16 protein-coding genes are annotated in these 19,854 nt (G+C 46.7%); 6 read left to right on the top strand and 10 right to left on the bottom strand.

The genetic code is table 11. The annotated features are described in order from the left end of the window. Positions 1 to 432: 432 nt before the first annotated feature. The 3 genes from IMZ28_RS03720 to IMZ28_RS03710 form a co-directional block, all read right to left on the bottom strand. Complete coding sequence (locus IMZ28_RS03720; protein ID WP_197549408.1) at positions 433 to 750, bottom strand: thioredoxin family protein; 318 nt, start codon at positions 748 to 750, stop codon at positions 433 to 435. A gap of 100 nt (positions 751 to 850) precedes the next feature. Continuing rightward, positions 851 to 1,180: a hypothetical protein gene (locus IMZ28_RS03715; protein ID WP_197549407.1), complete on the bottom strand. Its 330-nt coding sequence runs from the start codon at positions 1,178 to 1,180 to the stop codon at positions 851 to 853. Positions 1,181 to 1,245: 65 nt separating this feature from the next. Continuing rightward, positions 1,246 to 2,682, bottom strand: coding sequence for a protein adenylyltransferase SelO (locus tag IMZ28_RS03710; RefSeq protein ID WP_197549406.1), 1,437 nt, complete (start codon positions 2,680 to 2,682; stop codon positions 1,246 to 1,248). Positions 2,683 to 3,218: 536 nt separating this feature from the next. Between IMZ28_RS03710 and IMZ28_RS03705 the strand changes: the two genes are divergently transcribed. Beyond that, positions 3,219 to 3,959, top strand: a complete 741-nt coding sequence (locus IMZ28_RS03705; protein WP_197549405.1) for a YebC/PmpR family DNA-binding transcriptional regulator — start codon at positions 3,219 to 3,221, stop codon at positions 3,957 to 3,959. A gap of 66 nt (positions 3,960 to 4,025) precedes the next feature. Here the strand turns inward: IMZ28_RS03705 and IMZ28_RS03700 are convergent, their stop codons facing one another. Then, positions 4,026 to 5,624 carry an ABC-F family ATP-binding cassette domain-containing protein gene (locus IMZ28_RS03700; RefSeq protein WP_197549404.1) on the bottom strand — a complete coding sequence of 533 codons (1,599 nt, stop codon included), beginning with the start codon at positions 5,622 to 5,624 and terminating at the stop codon, positions 4,026 to 4,028. A 141-nt stretch (positions 5,625 to 5,765) separates the two neighbouring features. On the opposite strand from IMZ28_RS03700, the gene IMZ28_RS03695 reads away from it, so the two are divergent. Both IMZ28_RS03695 and IMZ28_RS03690 read left to right on the top strand, forming a co-directional pair. Continuing rightward, on the top strand, positions 5,766 to 6,974 hold the full coding sequence (locus tag IMZ28_RS03695; protein ID WP_197549403.1) for a molybdopterin-dependent oxidoreductase: 1,209 nt from the start codon (positions 5,766 to 5,768) through the stop codon (positions 6,972 to 6,974). Continuing rightward, positions 6,971 to 7,294, top strand: coding sequence for a sulfite:cytochrome C oxidoreductase subunit B (locus IMZ28_RS03690; protein WP_197549402.1), 324 nt, complete (start codon positions 6,971 to 6,973; stop codon positions 7,292 to 7,294). Before IMZ28_RS03695 ends, IMZ28_RS03690 begins: the two co-directional genes overlap by 4 nt. 64 nt (positions 7,295 to 7,358) lie before the next feature. On the opposite strand, the gene arsC is transcribed toward IMZ28_RS03690, so the two are convergent. From arsC to lolA, 5 genes are all read right to left on the bottom strand, one after another. Further along, positions 7,359 to 7,712: an arsenate reductase (glutaredoxin) gene (arsC, locus tag IMZ28_RS03685; RefSeq protein ID WP_197549401.1), complete on the bottom strand. Its 354-nt coding sequence runs from the start codon at positions 7,710 to 7,712 to the stop codon at positions 7,359 to 7,361. Between the two features lie 73 nt (positions 7,713 to 7,785). Then, positions 7,786 to 10,086, bottom strand: a complete 2,301-nt coding sequence (locus tag IMZ28_RS03680; RefSeq protein ID WP_197549400.1) for a putative bifunctional diguanylate cyclase/phosphodiesterase — start codon at positions 10,084 to 10,086, stop codon at positions 7,786 to 7,788. Positions 10,087 to 10,254: 168 nt separating this feature from the next. Then, a complete protein-coding gene (ppk2, locus tag IMZ28_RS03675; protein ID WP_197549399.1) occupies positions 10,255 to 11,109 on the bottom strand; it encodes a polyphosphate kinase 2 in 855 nt (284 codons plus the stop codon). Next, positions 11,106 to 11,657, bottom strand: coding sequence for a hypothetical protein (locus tag IMZ28_RS03670; protein ID WP_197549398.1), 552 nt, complete (start codon positions 11,655 to 11,657; stop codon positions 11,106 to 11,108). The genes ppk2 and IMZ28_RS03670 overlap by 4 nt, the downstream gene beginning before the upstream one ends. A gap of 3 nt (positions 11,658 to 11,660) precedes the next feature. Then, on the bottom strand, positions 11,661 to 12,182 hold the full coding sequence (lolA, locus tag IMZ28_RS03665; protein WP_197549397.1) for a LolA-like outer membrane lipoprotein chaperone: 522 nt from the start codon (positions 12,180 to 12,182) through the stop codon (positions 11,661 to 11,663). Between the two features lie 176 nt (positions 12,183 to 12,358). Here lolA and secA point away from each other — a divergent pair, with 176 nt between their 5' ends. Next, positions 12,359 to 14,998, top strand: coding sequence for a preprotein translocase subunit SecA (gene secA, locus IMZ28_RS03660; RefSeq protein WP_197549396.1), 2,640 nt, complete (start codon positions 12,359 to 12,361; stop codon positions 14,996 to 14,998). After that, on the top strand, positions 14,998 to 16,218 hold the full coding sequence (locus IMZ28_RS03655; protein ID WP_197549395.1) for an ABC transporter permease: 1,221 nt from the start codon (positions 14,998 to 15,000) through the stop codon (positions 16,216 to 16,218). The genes secA and IMZ28_RS03655 overlap by 1 nt, the downstream gene beginning before the upstream one ends. Here the strand turns inward: IMZ28_RS03655 and IMZ28_RS03650 are convergent. After that, positions 16,169 to 18,952 carry a YhdP family protein gene (locus IMZ28_RS03650; RefSeq protein ID WP_197549394.1) on the bottom strand — a complete coding sequence of 928 codons (2,784 nt, stop codon included), beginning with the start codon at positions 18,950 to 18,952 and terminating at the stop codon, positions 16,169 to 16,171. The two genes, IMZ28_RS03655 and IMZ28_RS03650, sit on opposite strands and share 50 nt — an antisense overlap. Here IMZ28_RS03650 and mltG point away from each other — a divergent pair. Further along, positions 18,879 to 19,838, top strand: a complete 960-nt coding sequence (gene mltG, locus IMZ28_RS03645) for an endolytic transglycosylase MltG (RefSeq protein WP_197549393.1) — start codon at positions 18,879 to 18,881, stop codon at positions 19,836 to 19,838. The genes IMZ28_RS03650 and mltG overlap by 74 nt on opposite strands. Positions 19,839 to 19,854 lie beyond the last annotated feature (16 nt).

Raw genomic sequence — 19,854 nt, 5'->3', positions numbered from 1 at the left:
GGTAAAAACGGCTTAAATCGGCATTTAAAGCCGTTTAAATGGATATTTTTGATTTTTCGCTATTTTTGGTTAACATAATATTTTGGAGGGAAGAGCGCTTTGCGCTCAGTGATAGTGGGGAGTGATAGTGATAGTGGGCGCTTTGCGCAGTGGGAGTGGGGAGTGATAGTGATAGGAAGCGCTTCGCGCTCATAGAATTCAGCATTCTCAATTCACCATTATCAATTCACCATTCACCATTCACCATTCTCAATTCTCATCCGAGCATAGCGACAATCCCGCAGGAACGAGGACCATTCACCATTCTCAATTATCCATTCTCCATTCCCTAAGCGCCATTCCCTAAGCGCGAAGCGCTCTCCCCCCCCTATCACTATCACTATCACTAAAAACTATCACTATCACTATCACTAAGCAAAGCGTAGCGTAGCGTCACTCTGTCATCATCGTGTAGGGGCGTTTGAGCTGCTCGGTCATTTTGTGCAGGCTTACCGCCCTGCCTTCACGTACGAACTCACGGCCGTCAAGAAAGACGATCATCGTCGGTACAGAGAAGACCTGAAAGTGTGCCGAGATCTCCGGGTTTTCGTGTGCATCAAGATAGATCTGTCTGATGAGAGGGAACTCTTTGTCAAAAAGCTCTTTGAACTTGGGTCTGAGGGCATGGCAGACGTTGCAGCTCTCTCCTGAGAAGTAGAGGAGTACGCCTACCTCTTCTCTAATGGTTTGTTGCAGTTGTTCCAATGTCATAATTTATTCCTCAATAATAAGTTTACCCAATAGACTTTCTCCAGGGTCTACAGAAAAATAGAAGCATCGCATCCCAAACGGGGGGGCTCTTCCTCTTAAATCACAATGCTATAAACAAAGAACAGCGCCCCATCGTTTCACGCCCAAAAGTCTCCATCAGCCTCTCATGGTCAAGTTTGACATAACGGTGGATCTTTCGGTACAGATGTTTGATATCTTCCTTATAAGAGAGTGCATAGAAGTCCCGCTCGAGCTTCTCGAGGTCTAAAATGTTCTGCCTGCATCGCTTTCTTTGGGTACGGTTAAGTGTCAGCGTGGCACGTTCCTGTGAGAGTCTCTGTTTAATATGGTGTAAACGTACAAAAAACTGTTTCAGCTCATTTTCCAGTTCATAGTCACTGCACATATCGATAGATGAGAGATAGTACATGGCAGACTCCTTTCAGTACAAAAGTTCTCTCTCATTATAAAGAGAGAAAACTTAAAAGAAAATCTTTAGGAGGAGCAGCTCAGCTTGTTGTTCTTGAACTGCTCTGGCGTGGCTCCTGCCCAGCGTTCGAACTCCGGATGCTCGGCAAACGGCTCCTGTGCTATTTTGAAAAGTGCGTCCACCAGAGAGAAACTGCCCTCTTTTGCCGCATCGATCGCCTCCTGAAGCATATAGTTCTTGAGCACGTACTTAGGATTTGTTCTGAGCATTTGGCGCTCTCTCTCCACCTGTGAAGAGGTATTGCTCTTGAGCCTCTCATCATACAGGTCGAGCCAGTCATTCATCGGTGTATGGTAGAGTCCCAGCTCCAACACGCTTTTTCTCTCTCCGTTATAGCGGCTTAGGGTTCTGAAGAAAAGCGTATAGTCGATATGCAGTCCCTGAAGCGTACCCAGCAGATGCCGGACCAGCTCAAGGTCGTTCTCTTCCTGTCTGTCCAGGCCCAGTTTTCTTCCCATCAGACGGAGATAATGTTCACTATAGAGTCTGCCGTAACCGGCTATGACCTCTTCCATCTTCTCCATAGGGATCATCGGAGAGAGTGCAGCCATCAGGGCACGGAGGTTCCACTCGGCAACATCGGGCTGTGAACCGAAACTGTAGCGTCCATAGGTATCGGTATGGTTACAGATATATCCGAAATCATAATCATCGAGAAAAGCATAGGGACCATAGTCAATGGTGAGTCCGGCAATGGACATATTGTCGGTGTTCATTACCCCGTGGTTGAAACCGACCGACTGCCACTGTGCCAAAAGCTTTGCAGTCCTCTCTACCACTTCGGCAAAGAAGAGAATGTATCTGTCAGCTTTCTCTTGCAAATGCGGGTAACTCTCGGCAATAGTATACTCCACCAGCGCCTCAAGCTCTTTGAACTTCTTCTTGTGGGCAAAATACTCGAATGTACCAAAACGTACCCAGCTGGGACTGACACGCAGTACGATGGCACCTTTTTCCCACTCTTCTCTGTATACCGAATGCTCCGAACCGATCACGGCAAGCGCTCTTGTCGTTTCGATACCCAGTCCGTGCATCGCTTCGCTCATGAGGTACTCGCGGATGGAGGAACGCACTACGGCACGTCCGTCACCCGAACGGGAGTACTTCGTCGGCCCTGCACCCTTCAGCTGAAGATGCCAGCCCTTCAGTGTTCCGATATTGATGGCACGGCCATCCCCCAGGCGCGGTACAAAATGCCCGAACTGGTGTCCGGCATAACACATGGCAAAGGTATCACTCCCCTCCGGATGGTACTCGCCATTGACGAATGCTGTAAAATCATCGGTGTAGAGCTCATCTTTATCGATATCGAGCAGTTTGGCTACAGCCTCATTGGCATGAATAAGAAATGGCGCGTTCAGCGGTGCAGGCTTTACCCGGTCATGACATTCGGCTGGCAGATCGAGATAGGGATTGGTCAGTTTCAGTTCTTTCAGTTTCATGTGATGATACTATCTTCTCTTTCTTAAAAGTTCCTGCAGGTAGAAAATGCAGGGGCGATCCCTTGTTGTTACCCGGACGGGAAGGGTACCCACAAGGGGCACCCCTACGCTTTAACAGAAGAAAATTGTACTCACAAGAGGCATCCTGCGCTTTACATAAGGGCACCTCTAATAACCCCATATGCTCATAACATTGCCGGCTTTGTTCTAGGCAAGGCACACTTTACAGACCTAGCCGTAGCTAAGTCGAAAAAGTGTAACGCCGCATAGGGCAAAGCCGGCATTGCCCAAAGGGTGGGCTTTGCAGACGCGATCTTTCACAAGATGCTTCCATCCTCTTAGCTTTGGCTAGGACTTGAAAGCCTCTTGCAAAATCTCACATCTGCAAAACCCATTATGGGCGTATGGGGTTATTAGAGGTGCCCATAAACAAAATCTTTTGTCAAAAAGCATACCGAGATGATTCATCATTTACTATGCATTATTAATTGATTTCGGAGTATAATACGCACAATAAAACCAACCAAGGATAACTTATGGGTAGAGCATTCGAATACCGAAAAGCAGCAAAAATGAAACGATGGGGGACTATGTCCCGTCTGTTCCCAAAACTGGGAAAGGTGATCACAATGGCAGCCAAAGAGGGCGGGAGCCCTGATCCGGAGATGAACTCCAAGCTCCGTACTGCGATCCTGAATGCCAAAGCGCAGAACATGCCCAAAGACAACATCGAGGCAGCCATCAAAAGGGCTTTCAGCAAGGATGCGGCGGACATCAAAGAGATCACATATGATGTCAAGGCACCTTACGGAGTACAGATGATCGTAGAGTGCGCAACCGACAACAATACCAGAACGGTCGCCAATGTCAAAGCGATCCTCAACCGTAACAAGGCAGAGATGCTCACTTCAGGCTCTCTCAACTTCATGTTCACACGCAAAGCGGTTTTTGTGATCGACAAAACAGAAGATATGGATGTGGAAGAGCTGGAACTTGAACTGATCGACTATGGTCTTGAGGAGGTAGAAGAGGATGTTGAACCGCAGGAGAACGGTGAGGACAAAGCGATCCTGAGGATCTACGGTGACTTCACCTCATTCGGTGAACTGAGCAAAGCATTCGAAGAGAGAGGCATCGAACCCAAGAAATCAACACTGGAGTACATTGCCAATACCCCGATAGAGCTCAATGATGAACAACTCGAAGAGATAGAGGCGCTCATTGACAAGCTTGAAGAGGATGATGATGTGCAGACGGTCTATACAAATATCAATTAACTTTGTCTTACTTTCTCAAGCCTTGATCCTTGGCACTTACTCCTCTAAAACAGGCTCCGGCCTGTTTTAGTTTTTCCCGTACTTCTCTACAAAATCTTCGTAATTCCCTTCAAAGTCGATCATACTGCCGTCTTCGTTGAGTTTAATAATACGGTTGGCAAAGGCATCAATGAGTTCACGGTCATGGGAGACACAGATGACACCGCCTTCATAACGGTGCAGCGCTTCACCGAGAGCGACGATCGCTTCAAGGTCCAGGTGGTTGTTGGGTTCATCCATGACCAGGAAGTTGGCACTGTCCATCATCATCTTGCTCATCATGACACGGTGCTTCTCTCCTCCTGAACAGGCATCGACCTTCTTCTTCTGCTCTTCCCCGGAGAAGAGCATACGTCCCAGTGTCTTTCTAATGTCATCGATATGCCATTTGGGATCAAAACCCTGGATCCACTGCGGAAGTTCAATATCGCCGTTGACCACATCAGTGGTGTTCTGCGGGAAGTAACTGGTGGTAATGGTCTGTCCCCAGTTGAACTTTCCACTGTCAGGCTCCAAACTTCCCATAAGTATCTCAAGCAGTGTGGTCTTTCCTACACCGTTAGCCCCGATAAGCGCGATCTTGTCTCCTTTGTTGACCTTGAATGTGATATTCTCCAGCACCTTCTCCTCACCGTAGCTCTTGGAGAGATCTTCGACCTCAAGCACTTCATTCCCTATCTCACGGTGCGGTCTGAACATAATGGAAGGATCTCGGCGTGAGGAGAGCTTGATCTCCCCTACATCAAGCTTCTCAAGCTGCTTCTGTCTGGAAGTCGCCTGTTTGGCTTTGGAAGCATTGGCGGAGAACCTAGCGATGAATTTCTCAAGCTCCTCTTTCTCTTTGAGCGCTTTGCTTCTATCTGCCTCCGCCTGCTTTGCCATAAGATTGGCTGCGATGTACCACTCATCGTAATTGCCCGTGAACTCACGGATGGTCTGAAAATCAAGATCGAGAATATGTGTCACCACCCCGTTAAGGAAGTGTCTGTCGTGGGAGATAACGACCAGTGTCCCCTCATGACGCTTGAGCTCTTGCTCAAGCCATGCAATGGTCTCCATGTCGAGGTTGTTGGTAGGCTCGTCCAGCAGCAGTACATCAGGTTTGAGAAAGAGTACCTGAGCAAGCAGGATCTTGAACTTGTCCCCACCGGTGAGTGAGCTCATCAGATCATTATGCTGCTCTACCGGGAATCCCAGAGTAGTCAGCAGCTTTTCTATTTTGACATCACTCTCATAGGTCGGGTCCTCATCGGCACAGATCATCTCAAGTTCTGCCAGACGATTGTTGACCTCATCACTCTCGAAGTCTCCCTCCATATAGAGCTTCTCCTTCTCCTTTTGGGCATCGTAAAGCTTCTTGTTCCCGTAAAGCACGGCATCTTTGAGCGTAAAGTCCTCAAAAGCATACTGGTTCTGGCTGAGCATTCCAAGCTTGAGTCCGGGCTGAAGCTGTACTTCACCGTCACTCGGTTCGATCTCTCCGGCCAGGATCTTCATAAAAGTTGACTTCCCCGCTCCGTTGGCACCTATAAGTCCATAGCGTTTTCCTGCATCAAGCGTAACATTGATCTTGTCGAAAAGCACTCTCTTTCCGTAACGTTGTGTTAAATTGACTGTACTTAGCACATTCTATCCTTAGGTTGTAAATATCTATCCGTTAAATAATAACGGCATTTTAGCATAATGTGTTGAAAGTGCTGAAATGACGAAAAAATTAGCTATTTTATGTATAATTCCATAAAATCAGAAAAGGGAGCATGATCTATAATGAAAAGAAGAGATTTTTTCAAAAAAGCTGTCACCATTGCCGGAAGTGCCGCTATAGGCGGAACAGCGACCGAGGCTGCGCAAACCGTACATCCTGCTGAGAACCGGAGTGTATCAGATATTGCCTTTCCTCAGAAACGGCCGCTGATCACCTACTCGGACAGACCGCCGCTCCTTGAAACTCCCAGAGAGGCTTTCGCTTCCTCCATCACTCCCAACGATCTCTTCTTCGTACGATGGCATATGCCGATGATCCCCACCTATATCAACCCCAATGCCTTCTCTATCTCCGTCAACGGTCTGGTGGATAAAGAGCTGAAGCTCTCGCTCAAAGCCCTGAAAACAGAGTTTGAACCGGTAGAACTGACCGCTGTGCTTCAGTGCGGCGGCAACAGCCGCAGCGCTTTCAAACCGACTACAGGCGGTATACAGTGGGGGATCGGTGCGATGGGGTGTGCCAGATGGAAAGGTGCCAGACTCAAAGATGTGCTGCATAGAGCAGGTCTGGGAAAAGAGGCCGAATGGATCAGCTTCAACGGACTGGAGAAACCTGTCTACAACAAGACAGACGGTTTCATCAGGGCGCTGGAGCTTAAAGATCTGCATGATGAGATCATCATAGCCTATGAGATGAACGGAGAGGACCTTCCCTATCTCAACGGTTTTCCCGTAAGGCTGATCCTTCCGGGGTTCTACTCGGACAGCTGGATCAAGATGCTCTGCAATATCACGGTCAGCAGAGAGAAACCCAGGTTACATTTTATGGACCATGCCTACCGTATTGCAGACAATGCATGCGAATGTGAAACACCGGACGATCTTGCACCCAAAACCAAACCTATCGAAGAGATGAATGTCAACTCTGTCATCGGCTACCCGACAAGCGGCACAAAGGTCAGAAAAGATGCGGAACTCATCGTAAGAGGTGTGGCGTTTGACGGCGGCCACGGTATCAGTAAAGTGGAGATCTCCGTCGACGGCGGTACATCATGGCAGGAAGCAGCGCTGGATGACGGTAAAGAGGGAAGGTACGCCTACCGTGCATTCTCCCATCCGCTGAAACCTGCACAAAGCGGCACGCTGACCATCCTCTGCAGGGCAACCAACACCAAAGGTGAGAAGCAGCCCTTTGCCCATGAGATCAAATGGAACCGGGGCGGCTACAAATACAACGGCATCGATGAAGTGCACGTGGAGGTGCTGGCATGATACAGAGATTCAAAAGAGCCCTGCTCATACTGTGTCTGACAGGTACAGCACTTTTCGCAGCGACAGAGAACAGAGGTATTTCCATCCCTTATGTGGCCTTTCCTATGAAAGAGGGAAAGGGAATGTACTCCACCAAAGGGAAGTGCAATATGTGCCACTCCTGGGGATACACGATCAACCAGGGTCCGCAATCCAAAAAGTTCTGGCATGAAAAGGTGATCAAGATGATCACAGTTTTCCATGCACCGATCAAACCTGAAGATATCGATGAAGTGGTAGAGTATCTGTATGAGAATTATGGGAACGGGAAGGAAGAATAACGTTGCATGTTGAATGTTGACGGAATCTATGCATTCCCACGCAAAGCATGGAAACAAGAAGAGATCAACTATCCAAAAGTTCGATAACCTTCTCGATCGGTCGCCCGATCGCAGCTTTTCCGTCTTTGATGACGACCGGTCTCTCTATGAGCTTTGGATTTTCCGCCATCGCTTCGATGAGCTTCTCTTCATCTTCCACATCCTGCAGTCCCAACTCTTTATAGAGCGCCTCTTTGGTACGCATCAGTCCGCGCGCCGGAATACCGAGCATTTTCAGGACCTCTTTGATCTCCTCTTTGCCCGGCGGTGTATCAAGGTATCTGACCACTTCTGCCTCTATGCCTTTTTCTTCCAGCAGATTTGCCGCATTTCTCGACTTGGAACATCTCGGATTGTGCCAGATGGTTACTTTGCTCATTGTATTATCCTTCATTTTTTTTCGAAGTTTACATTACTGTTACTTTAATATAGTGCCAAAAACCGGGGAAGTGTCACTTTTTGGCATCCAAAAGTGCTTCAAACACTTCAAGATCGACCGCTGTATATGCCAGGAATCCCTGATAGGTGTTACAGTGTATATCCTGCAGATATGCCAATATCTCACTGCTTTCCACCCCCTCTGCGAGGACTTCAAGGTTGAACTTCTGTCCTATCGCCACAACCGCTTCAATGATCATCTCATCATCATCGTTCATATCCCGGACAAAAGACTGGTCTATCTTGATCACATCTACCGGAAGCTCCTTAAGATGGGACAGCGAAGAGTGTCCTGTTCCAAAATCATCTATAGAGAACGTAAATCCGAAACTTTTCAGTTCACGGATCTTTCGTATGGCATCATCGATATTTCTCATGATACCGCTCTCTGTGATCTCAAGCTCGAACCACTCCGGCTTCACATCGTGTTTTTTGACGGCCATCATCAATTTTTCAACAAAACGGGGTTCGAGAAAGTGCACTGTACTGATATTGATGGAGACATGCTTCAAAGGAAATCTTCCCATCTTTCGGATCATTGACCTGATATCACTGAAAATACGGTCGAATATCCACTCTTCAAGCTTTATGATGATACCGCTCTCCTCTGCCAACGGTATGAATGCATCCGGCATCACGAAACCTTTTTGAGGATGATTCCAGCGTATAAGCGCCTCTGCACCTATGATCTCATTGCTCTCTACATCCAGCTGCGGCTGATAATACATGACGAACTCATCGTTCCTGATAGCACTATGAATATCATTCTCGAGCATCAGCTGCTCTTCGACCTCCACCCCCATACTCTCTTCATAGAACTGCAGACTGCCGCCTTTTGTCTTTTTGGCTTCATACATTGCTGTTTCAACCTGTTTTAACAGATCAAAGGCGGTTTTCTTGGTATCCGCAAAGAGGATCGCTCCTATGGAGAAACTCAGATGATGCTCGTTCCCTGAGACCTTCAGCGCCTGGGAAAAACGCCGGTCTATCTTCGAGGCATACTTCTGCACCGTTTTTTCCGCCTCTGCCTTGCTGTTTCCTGCCAGCGGGATCAGAAGAACGAATTTGTCACCGGTAACCCGAGCCAGTGTTTCATGCCCCTCCAGTACCTCTTCCAAGGTATATGCGATCTGCTTGATCACTTTGTCCCCTGTTTCATGACCGAACATAGTATTGGTCTTCTTGAAATTGTCCACATCAAGAAAGAGCAGTGCACCGTAGTTTTTTACCATTCTCTTTGCTTCGATCAGATTTTTTAGTTTGTCCATAAGCAGTGTACGGTTTGGAATATTCGTCAACATGTCATAATAGGCATTGCGCATCATCTTCTCCTGTGCCGCTACTTCACCGGTGATATCATTGACGATCGCTATCCCTCCTGCCACCTCTCCGTCACGGTTGAGCATCGGTACCGTTGAAAGATCGACATAGAGATTCTCCCTATTTGCAGAGTTTATCTTGAAAGGACCGCGATATCTTCCTGTTCTTCCCGAAAAGACACTCTCATGTGCCGTAATGATCTTGCTCTCATCGAGATTCCCGTAAAGCGTGACCCCCGTGAGATCCTTTTTGTTCTCTACTTCATTCATTTTCACGAACTCGACATTGACATCCTGAAGTCTCAATGCATCATTGTAGTAGTAGATCCCTATCGGTGCACGTTCAAAAAGGGAGAAAAAACGTTCTTTGAGTTTGTCATGAGATGCTTTGATATCGATGAAGTGCTGCTTCTCCTCCAGAGATTTGTTGATCACTTTTCCGTAATAGTTCGCTACCGGTATAAGGATAAGTACCAGAGACATTACACTGTAGGCAAGATAGATATCTCCTTCCGGGGAAAAAAGACGCCACAGGAGCGGTCCGTACATTACAAGGACGTAGCTCAGGAGCAGATCGCTTTTTGTCGCGAGTACTCCCAGAGCCGAAAAGCCGATCGCAAACAGAAAGAGGACCAGTATCATCTGATTGATCAGACTTGTTTCAGGAAAGAGTAAAAATGCACTGCTCCCCCAGATGATCCCGCTGAGCAGTACGTTCGTATAGTAACGGTCACGCCAGAGACGTATATCTCTCAACTTATTCTTCTCATTCTCTTTTTTAAACAGGGTGTAGTGGTAAAAGCGGTAAAAGAACATAACAATATTCAGAAGAAGCCAGACAGCAATAGAGTACATATCGACAACGGTCAGCTGCATGGCACACAGAAGCAGTGCTCCCAGCAGGTGACCTATAAGCAGTACAGGTAGAGAGATATAGTAAAAGCTTAATTTATCATACTCGACCCGCTCTTTTAATGTAATGGAGGTATCATCCATTTTATCCCTCCCTTTTTTACGGAAGCTCTCATCCAGCCTGATCGTCTACGGGCTGCACAGATAACTTTTAATATTCACAGCAGAGATCAGCTTCCATTATATCATATTCATAAAAATTAATATAACATACGCTGCAGGAGAGGAAAAGGATCCCTGGTCAGACCCTTCTTACAGGTATAGGTTCATACTGCATTTGCCCCGATAGTCACCTCTCTTATGCTGGGTAACGATCTTTCTGTCAACACCGGTGACCAGCTCGGTATTTTTATCATCATAATCGATATTGAAGAGCAGATAGCGTATGGCATTGAGCCTTGCGCGTTTTTTATCGTTGGCATCAAGTTCACACCAGGGTGCATGTTCGGTTCCTGTGAGCCTGAACATCTTGTCTCTCAGTTTTTCATAAAGGGGGTAGGCTTCATGTGATCTGTAGTCCAGTTCGGAAAGTTTCCAGCTTTTCAGCGGATCTTTCTCTCTCTGTTCAAGCCTGCCTGCCTGTGTCTCAAAGGTAATGTTCAGATAGAACTTGAAAAAGAGGATCCCGTCATCGGTAAGCATCTCCTCTACTCCGTTGACCTGCCGGTAGAAGTGCTCATGCTGCTCCTGTGTACAAAAACCGAAAACCTGTTCGATCCCGGCACGGTTATACCATGAACGGTCAAAGAAAACGATCTCGCCGGCATTGGGTATCTGCTTGATATGCCGTTGAAAATACCACTGCCCCGTCTCTTTTGAGTTTGGCTTTGGAAGTGCAACAGAACGGGCCTTTCGGGGATTCAGATAGGAGTTGAATACCTTGATCGTCGAACTCTTGCCTGCAGTATCCATCCCTTCGAAGATCACCAGCAGGCGCTTTTTATTGTCAATGACCCACTTTTGGAGTTTGACCAGTTCGTACTGAAGTCTGTGACTCTCCTTTTCATAAAAGTCTTTTTTAAGCTCTCCGTTTTTTTTGAAAACTTTGGAGTATTTCTTTTGATACTCGGGAAGATCTGTCGTAAAACAGGCCTGCTGTCCTTTCATTCGCCTCCTCCCTTCTCTTTTGGATTGCGCTGCTGCAGCTGCGATGAGAACCGCTCCTCTGTTTCCAGCTTCATAAGAAGTCTGGCATTGCTGATATGCAGCTTGTTATTCTCGTCGTTGAGTGTATCAAAACGCTCTTTGAGACTCTTGTGCTCGGCAAGCAGTCTCTCATATATATTTTCTGCATTTTCCAGCTGTGTCTTCGTCTGGCTCAGCCTGCTTTGCGTCTGCGCAAGCTCTTTTTGTGTCCGGGCCAGTATCTCTTCCCTCTCAGAGAGCCGTTTTTTCGTTTCGCCAAACTGCTGAAGCGCCTGTTCATTCTGGGCATTTTTGATCTTGAGCTCCTGCAGCTCCTCTTCCAGCTGCACTATACGCTTCTCTTTATCCATGTTGTCTATCCGTATGTTTATAAAGCGGTCCCGGTAGGTCTTTACCCTCATACTTGCCACAAGCACCACAAGTACTACAAAAAGCAGCACAACCACAGCAATAGCGCTGCTGAGCATCAACATCGGATCACTGTTTATCTTCTCTATGATCTCATTCACACGTTATCCTCTTATGACATCGTAACTTGCGGGATAGTTACATTTCATCACCTCTGCAGGGAGTACGCCTTTTCCGTAACGCATCCCTGTAAAAAGTATCTGCACTTTGTTATCGAGGTCATCATAGTACGCCACACTCTGCAGGCGGCCTTTGCTGTCCAGCCTGATCGTATATCTTTTTCCTGCATACTCTGTGACATAGATATCATCTTTATAGGGTTTTGCCTCTTTGATGATCTGTGTCAGGTCAAATCCTTTGTTGATACGGTATGCTGATGTCTGTTCCAGATCATGGTCTACCACAAGAACCTCTTTACCGTCTGTACAGACCTCTTTTTTTGTCGGTTTCAGATAGGTCCATTTCAAAAAGTTCTCATGGGAAAATGCCACTTTCCCGCTGTAGCGTATCACTTTGTTCTTCGGATTGGTAATGGTCTGGGCAAACCCGGCCGTAAAGTGTTCGGGGAGGATGATGTCTCCTGCGAACAGACCACTGATGATCATCAGTCCTGTTAATAATCTCATACTTTTTTCCTTATATACATATTATAAATATACCCTAAAGCCACTTGAAAGGGGTTTAGAGGCTCCATAACAATATAATAAAAAAGTGGACAGGATGTGAAGTCTGCAGGCATAACGGTTTATTAATCACTTTTTAGATAAAATAATCCCAATTTATTCAGCAAGGCAAGACAACAATGATAAAAAGTCTACTCAAAGTTTTTGGCACACAGAATGACAGGATCGTCAAAAACTACCTCAAAAAAGTAAAAAACATCAATGCCCTCGAAAGTAAATATGAATCTATGAGCGATGATGAGCTCAAAGAGGCATTCAATCTCCTCAAAGCTGCGGTCAACAGCGGTGACAAGAGTCTGGATGACGTACTTTACGACTCCTTCGCCATTACACGTGAAGCGAGCAGACGTACTCTGGGCATGAGGCACTATGATGTGCAGATGGTAGGAGGTATGGTACTGCATGACGGGAACATCGCAGAGATGAAGACCGGTGAAGGGAAGACCCTTGTAGCCACCCTTGCTGTAGTACTCAATGCCATGACAGGGAAAGGGGTGCATGTTGTTACGGTCAACGACTACCTTGCCAAACGTGACTCCGAAGAGATGGGAGTACTTTACGAATTTCTCGGCTACTCTGTAGGATGCATTACAACTGATATCCATGATGAGACGGAGCGTAAAGCACAATACGATGCGGACATCACCTACGGGACCAACAACGAGTACGGCTTTGATTACCTGCGCGACAATATGAAGGTGCGAGCCGAAGAGAAGGTACAACGCGAACACAACTATGCCATCGTCGATGAAGTCGACTCCATTCTTATTGATGAGGCAAGAACACCTCTGATCATCTCCGGTCCTACCCAGCGTGACCACAACCATTATGCCAAAGCCAATGAGATCGCCAAGCAGATGATACGCGGTGAGAAGATAGAGACGAAGCCGGGTGAAGATGAGAAGACAACCGGTGACTTTATCGTAGATGAGAAGAACAGAACGATCATAATGACAGAACAGGGGCTGCAGAAAGCACAGGACCTCTTCGAAGTGGAGAACCTCTACTCTCTTGAAAATGCAGCCCTTTCACACCACCTTGACCAGGCACTCAAAGCACACCATCTTTTCGAAAAAGATGTAGACTATGTGGTACAGAACGGTGAGATCATCATTGTTGATGAATTCACAGGAAGGCTCAGTGAGGGGAGACGTTACTCCGAAGGACTGCACCAGGCGCTTGAGGCAAAAGAGGGTGTAGAGATACAGGAAGAGTCACAGACACTTGCCGAGATCACCTACCAGAACTACTTCAGACTCTATGAGAAGCTGGCCGGTATGACTGGTACGGCACAGACCGAAGCAACCGAGTTTGCACAGATCTACGGTCTTGATGTCATCTCCATCCCCACCAACGTACCTGTTCAGCGTATCGACAAGAACGACCTGATCTATAATACGGAAAAAGAGAAACTTGATGCAGTGGTACGCAAGGTCAGAGAGTACCATGCCAAAGGGCAACCGGTCCTTATCGGTACCGCATCGATCGAGAAGTCGGAAATGATCCATGAGAGACTCAAAAAAGAGAAGATCCCGCATAACGTTCTCAATGCAAAGAACCACTTCCAGGAAGCAGAGATCATCAAAAATGCCGGACAGAAAGGTGCAGTGACCGTTGCGACCAACATGGCCGGACGCGGGGTCGACATCAAGATCGATGATGAAGTACGGGCACTCGGCGGTCTTGCCATTCTGGGTACAGAGAGACATGAATCACGCCGTATCGACAACCAGCTCAGAGGACGTTCCGGCCGTCAGGGAGACCCGGGTGAGAGTCAGTTCTTCCTCAGTCTCGATGACAACCTGCTGCGCATCTTCGGAGGAGAGAAGATCAGGAACATTATGAACCGTCTCGGTGTGGAAGAGGGAGAGTATATAGACTCCAAGATCGTGACGCGTTCTGTCGAGAAAGCACAGAAAAAAGTAGAGAACCAGCACTACGAAGCACGTAAGCATATTCTGGAGTATGATGACGTTGCCAACCACCAGCGTAAAGCGATCTATACTTTCAGGAACCAGCTGCTTGACCCTGAGTTCGATATCGGTGCGAAGATCAAAGAGAACCGTGCAGAGTATGTACAGCACCTGCTTGAAGAAGCGGATATCATTGACGGTATGCCAAAAGAGGACTATAACCTTGAAAAACTGGCAGCCCTTATCAAAGAGGAACTGCTGGTCAATGTCGATCCTGAACACTTCAAAGAGAAGGAAGCGGAAGAGATCGGAGAGATGCTCCTGAGTATGATGGAGAACCTCTATGAAGAGAAGATGAGCCCGCTTGAGCCTGAACAGCGTCAAGAGATCGAACGTATCCTCTATCTCCAGGTACTCGATCCCCAGTGGAGAGACCACCTCTATGAGATGGATGTGCTCAAGACCGGTATCGGTCTCAGAGGCTACAACCAGAAAGACCCTCTGACCGAATACAAACAGGACAGCTATAAACTCTTTACCGACCTTGTACAACGCATCAAGTACGAAGCTGTCAAGACACTGCATCTGGTACAGTTTGACTTCACTACCCCGGAAGAGGAAGAGGCGGCCATCGAGCAGATCCGTGAAGAGCTGGAGAGTGAAGTAGCCGACACAGTGCTTAACCAGTCTTACGAGGAAGGCGTGATCGCGGAGGACTCTCCCCGACGACAGCCTATCACTGCTACGAAGAAACCCAAAAGAAATGACCCCTGTCCTTGCGGATCGGGTAAAAAATACAAGAACTGCTGTGGGAAGAGCGGCCCCAAAAAAGGACTGTTGGCATAATGTCCAAACCACTCACCCCGCTGAACAAGACCTTTGTCCGGCGGATCATCAGACATTACCTCAAATACGATAAAGAAAACCCTTTTATCTTCATCTCTGCTGTTTTGGCATTTCTCGGTATCGCAGCAGGTGTCATGGTGCTGATGATCGCTATGGGGATCATGAACGGTACCCAGAAGGAGTTCAAGAAACGGCTCTTTGTCATGAACTACCCGCTTACCATACTCCCTGTGATGGAGGATGCTATCAGTGATACGCTCATCAACTCCCTTTCCAGAGAATTTCCCCATTTGAAATTCAGCCCCTACTATACTACCCAGGTCATTACAAAAAATGCCGGTGCCGTGCAGGGTTCACTGCTTTACGGAGTGGATTTTGAAAAAGAAAGTGAGATCAACCCCGTCTTCAGAGAGGCAAAAAGCTCAGGCAGCAACAAATTCAGAGTGGTTATCGGTGATTCACTCTCATATGAGATGGATGCTCCCAAAGGCAACAAGGTAACACTCTACTTCTCTGAACAGCAGGCGATCGGTTTTGGTACAATGCCGCTCCAGAAACGCTTCATTGTAGACGGTGTTTTTGACTCGGGGCTCAAAGCCTACGACAAGGCGATCATGTATACCACACTCGAAGCATTCGAAAAACTGCTCAAACGAAAAAGAGGCTATTATGACGGTCTGCATATCTTCACAAAGAACCCTGAAAAAGATATAGAAGCAATACGGAAAGTACTGCCGGAGAATGTGGTCATTGAAGGATGGTGGCAGCAGAACGGCAACTTCTTCTCTGCTATGGAGATGGAGAAGAAGGCGCTGTTTCTTGTGCTGCTGCTCATCATACTTGTCGCTTCACTCAATATCATCTCTTCTTTGCTCATGACAGTTATGAGCAGACGCAGTGAAATAGCCCTCATGCGGACACTCGGTGCCGCACAGGAGGAGATACGCAGTATCTTCTTCAATCTCGGGCTGATCATCGGGGTTGCAGGTATCGTGACGGGAACACTGCTCGGCGGATTTGGTATCTGGCTTTTGAAGACTTTCGACATTATCTCCATGCCTGCAGATGTCTACGGTACCAGTAAACTGCCCGTAGACCTTACCATGAGTGATTTCGGATTCATTATTTTGGGAACCTCTGTCATTATCCTTCTCTCCGCTCTCTATCCGGCTAAAAAAGCTGCTCAGACAGACCCTCTGACGGTACTTCGGAACGAATAGGTTCTGTAACGGAAGGGGTGGCGGGTGCAGTTTCTTCTTCCTTCTTCTCTTCAGACTGAACCGGCCTGATATGCTTTTGTCTCTTTGCAGGTACTGTCTCTGACTGAGGGCCGGAGACCTCTTCCTCTTTGCTGCCTTCTCCAAGCTGCACCGGTGCGGTAATGGTCCGTTTAATGATCTGCAGCGGAAGCGTAAGGATATCTTTTGCAACGGAAGTACTCACTTTAGGGTTCTCCAGTGTACCCGCAACTTCAAGCCCTACTGTCATACTGTTGTTTTCTCCCATGAGAATATAACCCAAAAGCGGTATCTTTCCCACGATCTTGCCAAGCTCCCTCACTGTCATGATAGCAAGCTTTACATCAATCTTCTTTGTCTTAAGATCTATCGCACCCTTTCCTGCCACTGTAGCAGTATTTCCTTTCAGATAGATCGAATCAAAAATGATCTTCTCTGGTGTCATCCTGTATTCTATCACCCCTTCCCTGATCTTGAAACCTCTGTCAGAGAAACCCGGACTGTTCAGAGTGGCCAATGCGGGTACAGTATTGATGAAGGCGAGTATGTTGCTGTAGGCTTTGAAATCACTCAAAATACCCCCCTCAATAATAATACGTCCTTTCATCTCTTTGTCAGGATCCCCCTCTACTTTTATGGAGTAGCGGCCGCTCTTCAAGCCCTTGAAGTTGATAAGCGGATGCAGCATCTTGTCTTTGACACGCAGTGCCTGCATAAAAAAATTCTTCCCTTTTCGTGAAAACTTTACAACATCTTTGTCAATAATTCCCATCGCTTTGATATCTCCGCTGGGAAGTATCTCTATATCATAACTGTCAGTCACAAGAGTATAGTCCCCGTAACGCAGCTGACTGTTCTCCCCGATGATCACTATTTTTTTCCTGGATAGGAATGTTGCTGTTTTATCCTCGTGAAACCTCTTTCGTTCTTTGAGTAGAAGTTCCAGATCAATATTGATATTTTTGAGTTCAACTTTGCCTTTTGCTACATTGATATGAAAACGTTTATTGAAAGCATAGAGATCGATCTCTCCGCTCCCTGTATTGACTGTTCCCTCTACAGGGATAGAGGTGTAGCAGAGATCTCCCTTCTCATAGAAAAAACAGAGCTCTTTCTTCAATTTACCGTTAAAACGGTAGGTTTTAAGATCTTTAGTGACAATATCGAGCTCTCCTCCTTCCCATCCCAGACTGTTTTGCTGCAGGAAAGGTACGATCCTGCCTATGTCCGTCAGCTCAATTTTCAACTCCTCGTTCTTTTTGACAACTCTGGTCTCCAGTGTGGGAAGGGTCAGTGTCAGGGGCTCTTTGTAAGAGAGTTTTAACGGTATTTTTTTTCTTTTTATCTGCAAGAACGGTCTTTTTCCTTCTCCAAGGGTGATCTTTTCGGCATTGAGTATCAGGTCTGCCGCTTTCTCTTTAACCTTGACCTTTCCGCTGACACTGCCTTCATACCACTTCTCTTCGATCTTGATATCGTTGAGTGAGAGCAGACCCTCCCGGTAGTGTATCTTCCCGCTTCGTACAGAGAGAGGAAGCCTGTCGATCGTCAGTACTCCCTTGTCAAGAATGACATCGACTTCTGCCTTGATCTTTCTCTCTCTTTTTTTGCCAAGAGGGATCTTAAGCAGGACTACCGCTTTGTTATTTTTGCCGGTATGTGTGACCGGTATGTTCAAATGATAGGCGCGAAGGATCTTCTGCACCGTTTCATCAAGCGGTGAGAGGGCATGGAGGTCGAGTATCAGAACCGGTGATTGCGGGCCAATTATATGCTTGATGACAACACCGGTACCGGAAAGGTCCCGTCCTTGATAGACCGGATCCTTCAGTACAAAATCAAGATCTCCTTTTTCATAGCTCAATACCATGCTTTCTGCATGTGCAGGAGGGATCTTCTCTTTATAGAATATCTCTACATCATCAAAACGTATTTTCCCTTTCAATGCACCAAGATCGATTTTTATATCCTGGTCTTTGACAGCCATTTTCCCTTTAATGTATTCGATCTTATACTGTTTGGCCTGTACCTTCTCAATGATCCATGACTCGATCACCGGATGCATCTTGAAACGCCTGATCAGAGGTTTAGGGTCGGTAAATATTCTGGTATTGAGCGCATAGATAATGTTCTGATCCTTCTTTACTGCCCTGAAGTGTCCTCTGATACCAAACGCATTGAACTTTCCTTCTGTCTCCAGTGCTTCTGTAAGAAGATCGTAACTCAGCTTTCCCGATATTGTTACCTTCTCTTTTTTCAGATAGAGCATCGGGACATCTGCGACCAGTTTCTGCCCTTTACGTTCTATCTTTCCTGCGATCTCATAGATATCACTGGTAATATAGAGTACATCATCAGCATAAAGAAGGGTAAGATGGTTGTTCTTGAAATTCACCTTTTCAAGCATGATCGTATCAAAGAAGGTCAAAAGGTGTTTGATCCGGTCAAAGGTCGTATCAACTCTGTCAAAGGAAGGGTTGGCCTTCTTCTTTGGCAGAGTGATCTCTCTGGCTTTAAGTATCAGTTTTTTATCGAGTTTGATGTATAATCCATCTATCTTGTAGCTTCCAATATCCAGCTTGTCGACCTGTATACCGTAGATAAGCCAAAAGAAGAGTGCAGCCAAAAGGACGATCAGCGCAATGAAAAAATCACGTACCACCTCATGGAGAACATGGATAGCATGGGCAGAGAATATTGCCATAGTCTTGATCATTTCACTCGCCTTTTATATTACACTGCCCGTGAAATCGACACAAACACTCTATATTCCACAAGGCTCTATCGGAGGTATTATATCACAGCTGGCTAAAAAGGGGTACAATGTCTCTGTGATCGACAGCTATATCCTGAGGCTCATAGGACAACCGCAGCAGGGGTGGATCTTCATTGGGAAGAAGAGCCTCAACCGTATTGATTTTCTCTATAAACTTACCAATGCAAAAGCAATGATCCATAAGGTCACGCTTATTCCCGGAGAGACTCTTGATATCTTCTTCGGGAATCTTGCAAAAACATTTAAACTGGATAAGGAGAAACTGTTCCAATACTACAAAGAGTACTCCACTTACCCCGAAGCGGGTATCTTTGCCGACACCTACTATGTCCCGGTGGGGATCAGAGAGAAACACCTTATACACTTTCTTGTCAGGGAGTCTGAGAAAAGATATGAAAGGCTGGCTGAGAAGATCTACGGGGTGTATGACAAAAAGCAGTGGGAAAAGATACTGACTGTTGCCTCTATCATCCAAAAAGAGGCTGCCAACGAAAAAGAGATGCCGCTGGTCGCATCAGTGATCTACAACCGTCTGAAAAAAGGGATGCGTCTGCAAATGGACGGAACGCTCAACTACGGGAAATTCTCCCATATCAAAGTCACTCCGGAACGTATCAGGGGCGATAAAAGTACTTTCAATACCTACAAATTCAAAGGACTTCCGCCCTCACCGATCGGTGCAGTCAGTTTTGCAGCCATCAAAGCGGCTGTCGCACCGGCAAAGACAAAGTACCTCTACTTCATGAAGAACAAAAAGGGAACACACGACTTTTCCACCAATTTCAAGGCACACCGTAAAAATATCAACAGATCAAAGAAAAAATAAAGGGCTTTTTCGACTT

The organism is Sulfurovum indicum (assembly GCF_014931715.1).
Lineage (GTDB): Bacteria > Campylobacterota > Campylobacteria > Campylobacterales > Sulfurovaceae > Sulfurovum > Sulfurovum indicum.
The sequence above is the reverse complement of the archived record's forward strand: the minus strand, read 5'-3'. Positions and strand labels throughout refer to the sequence as shown.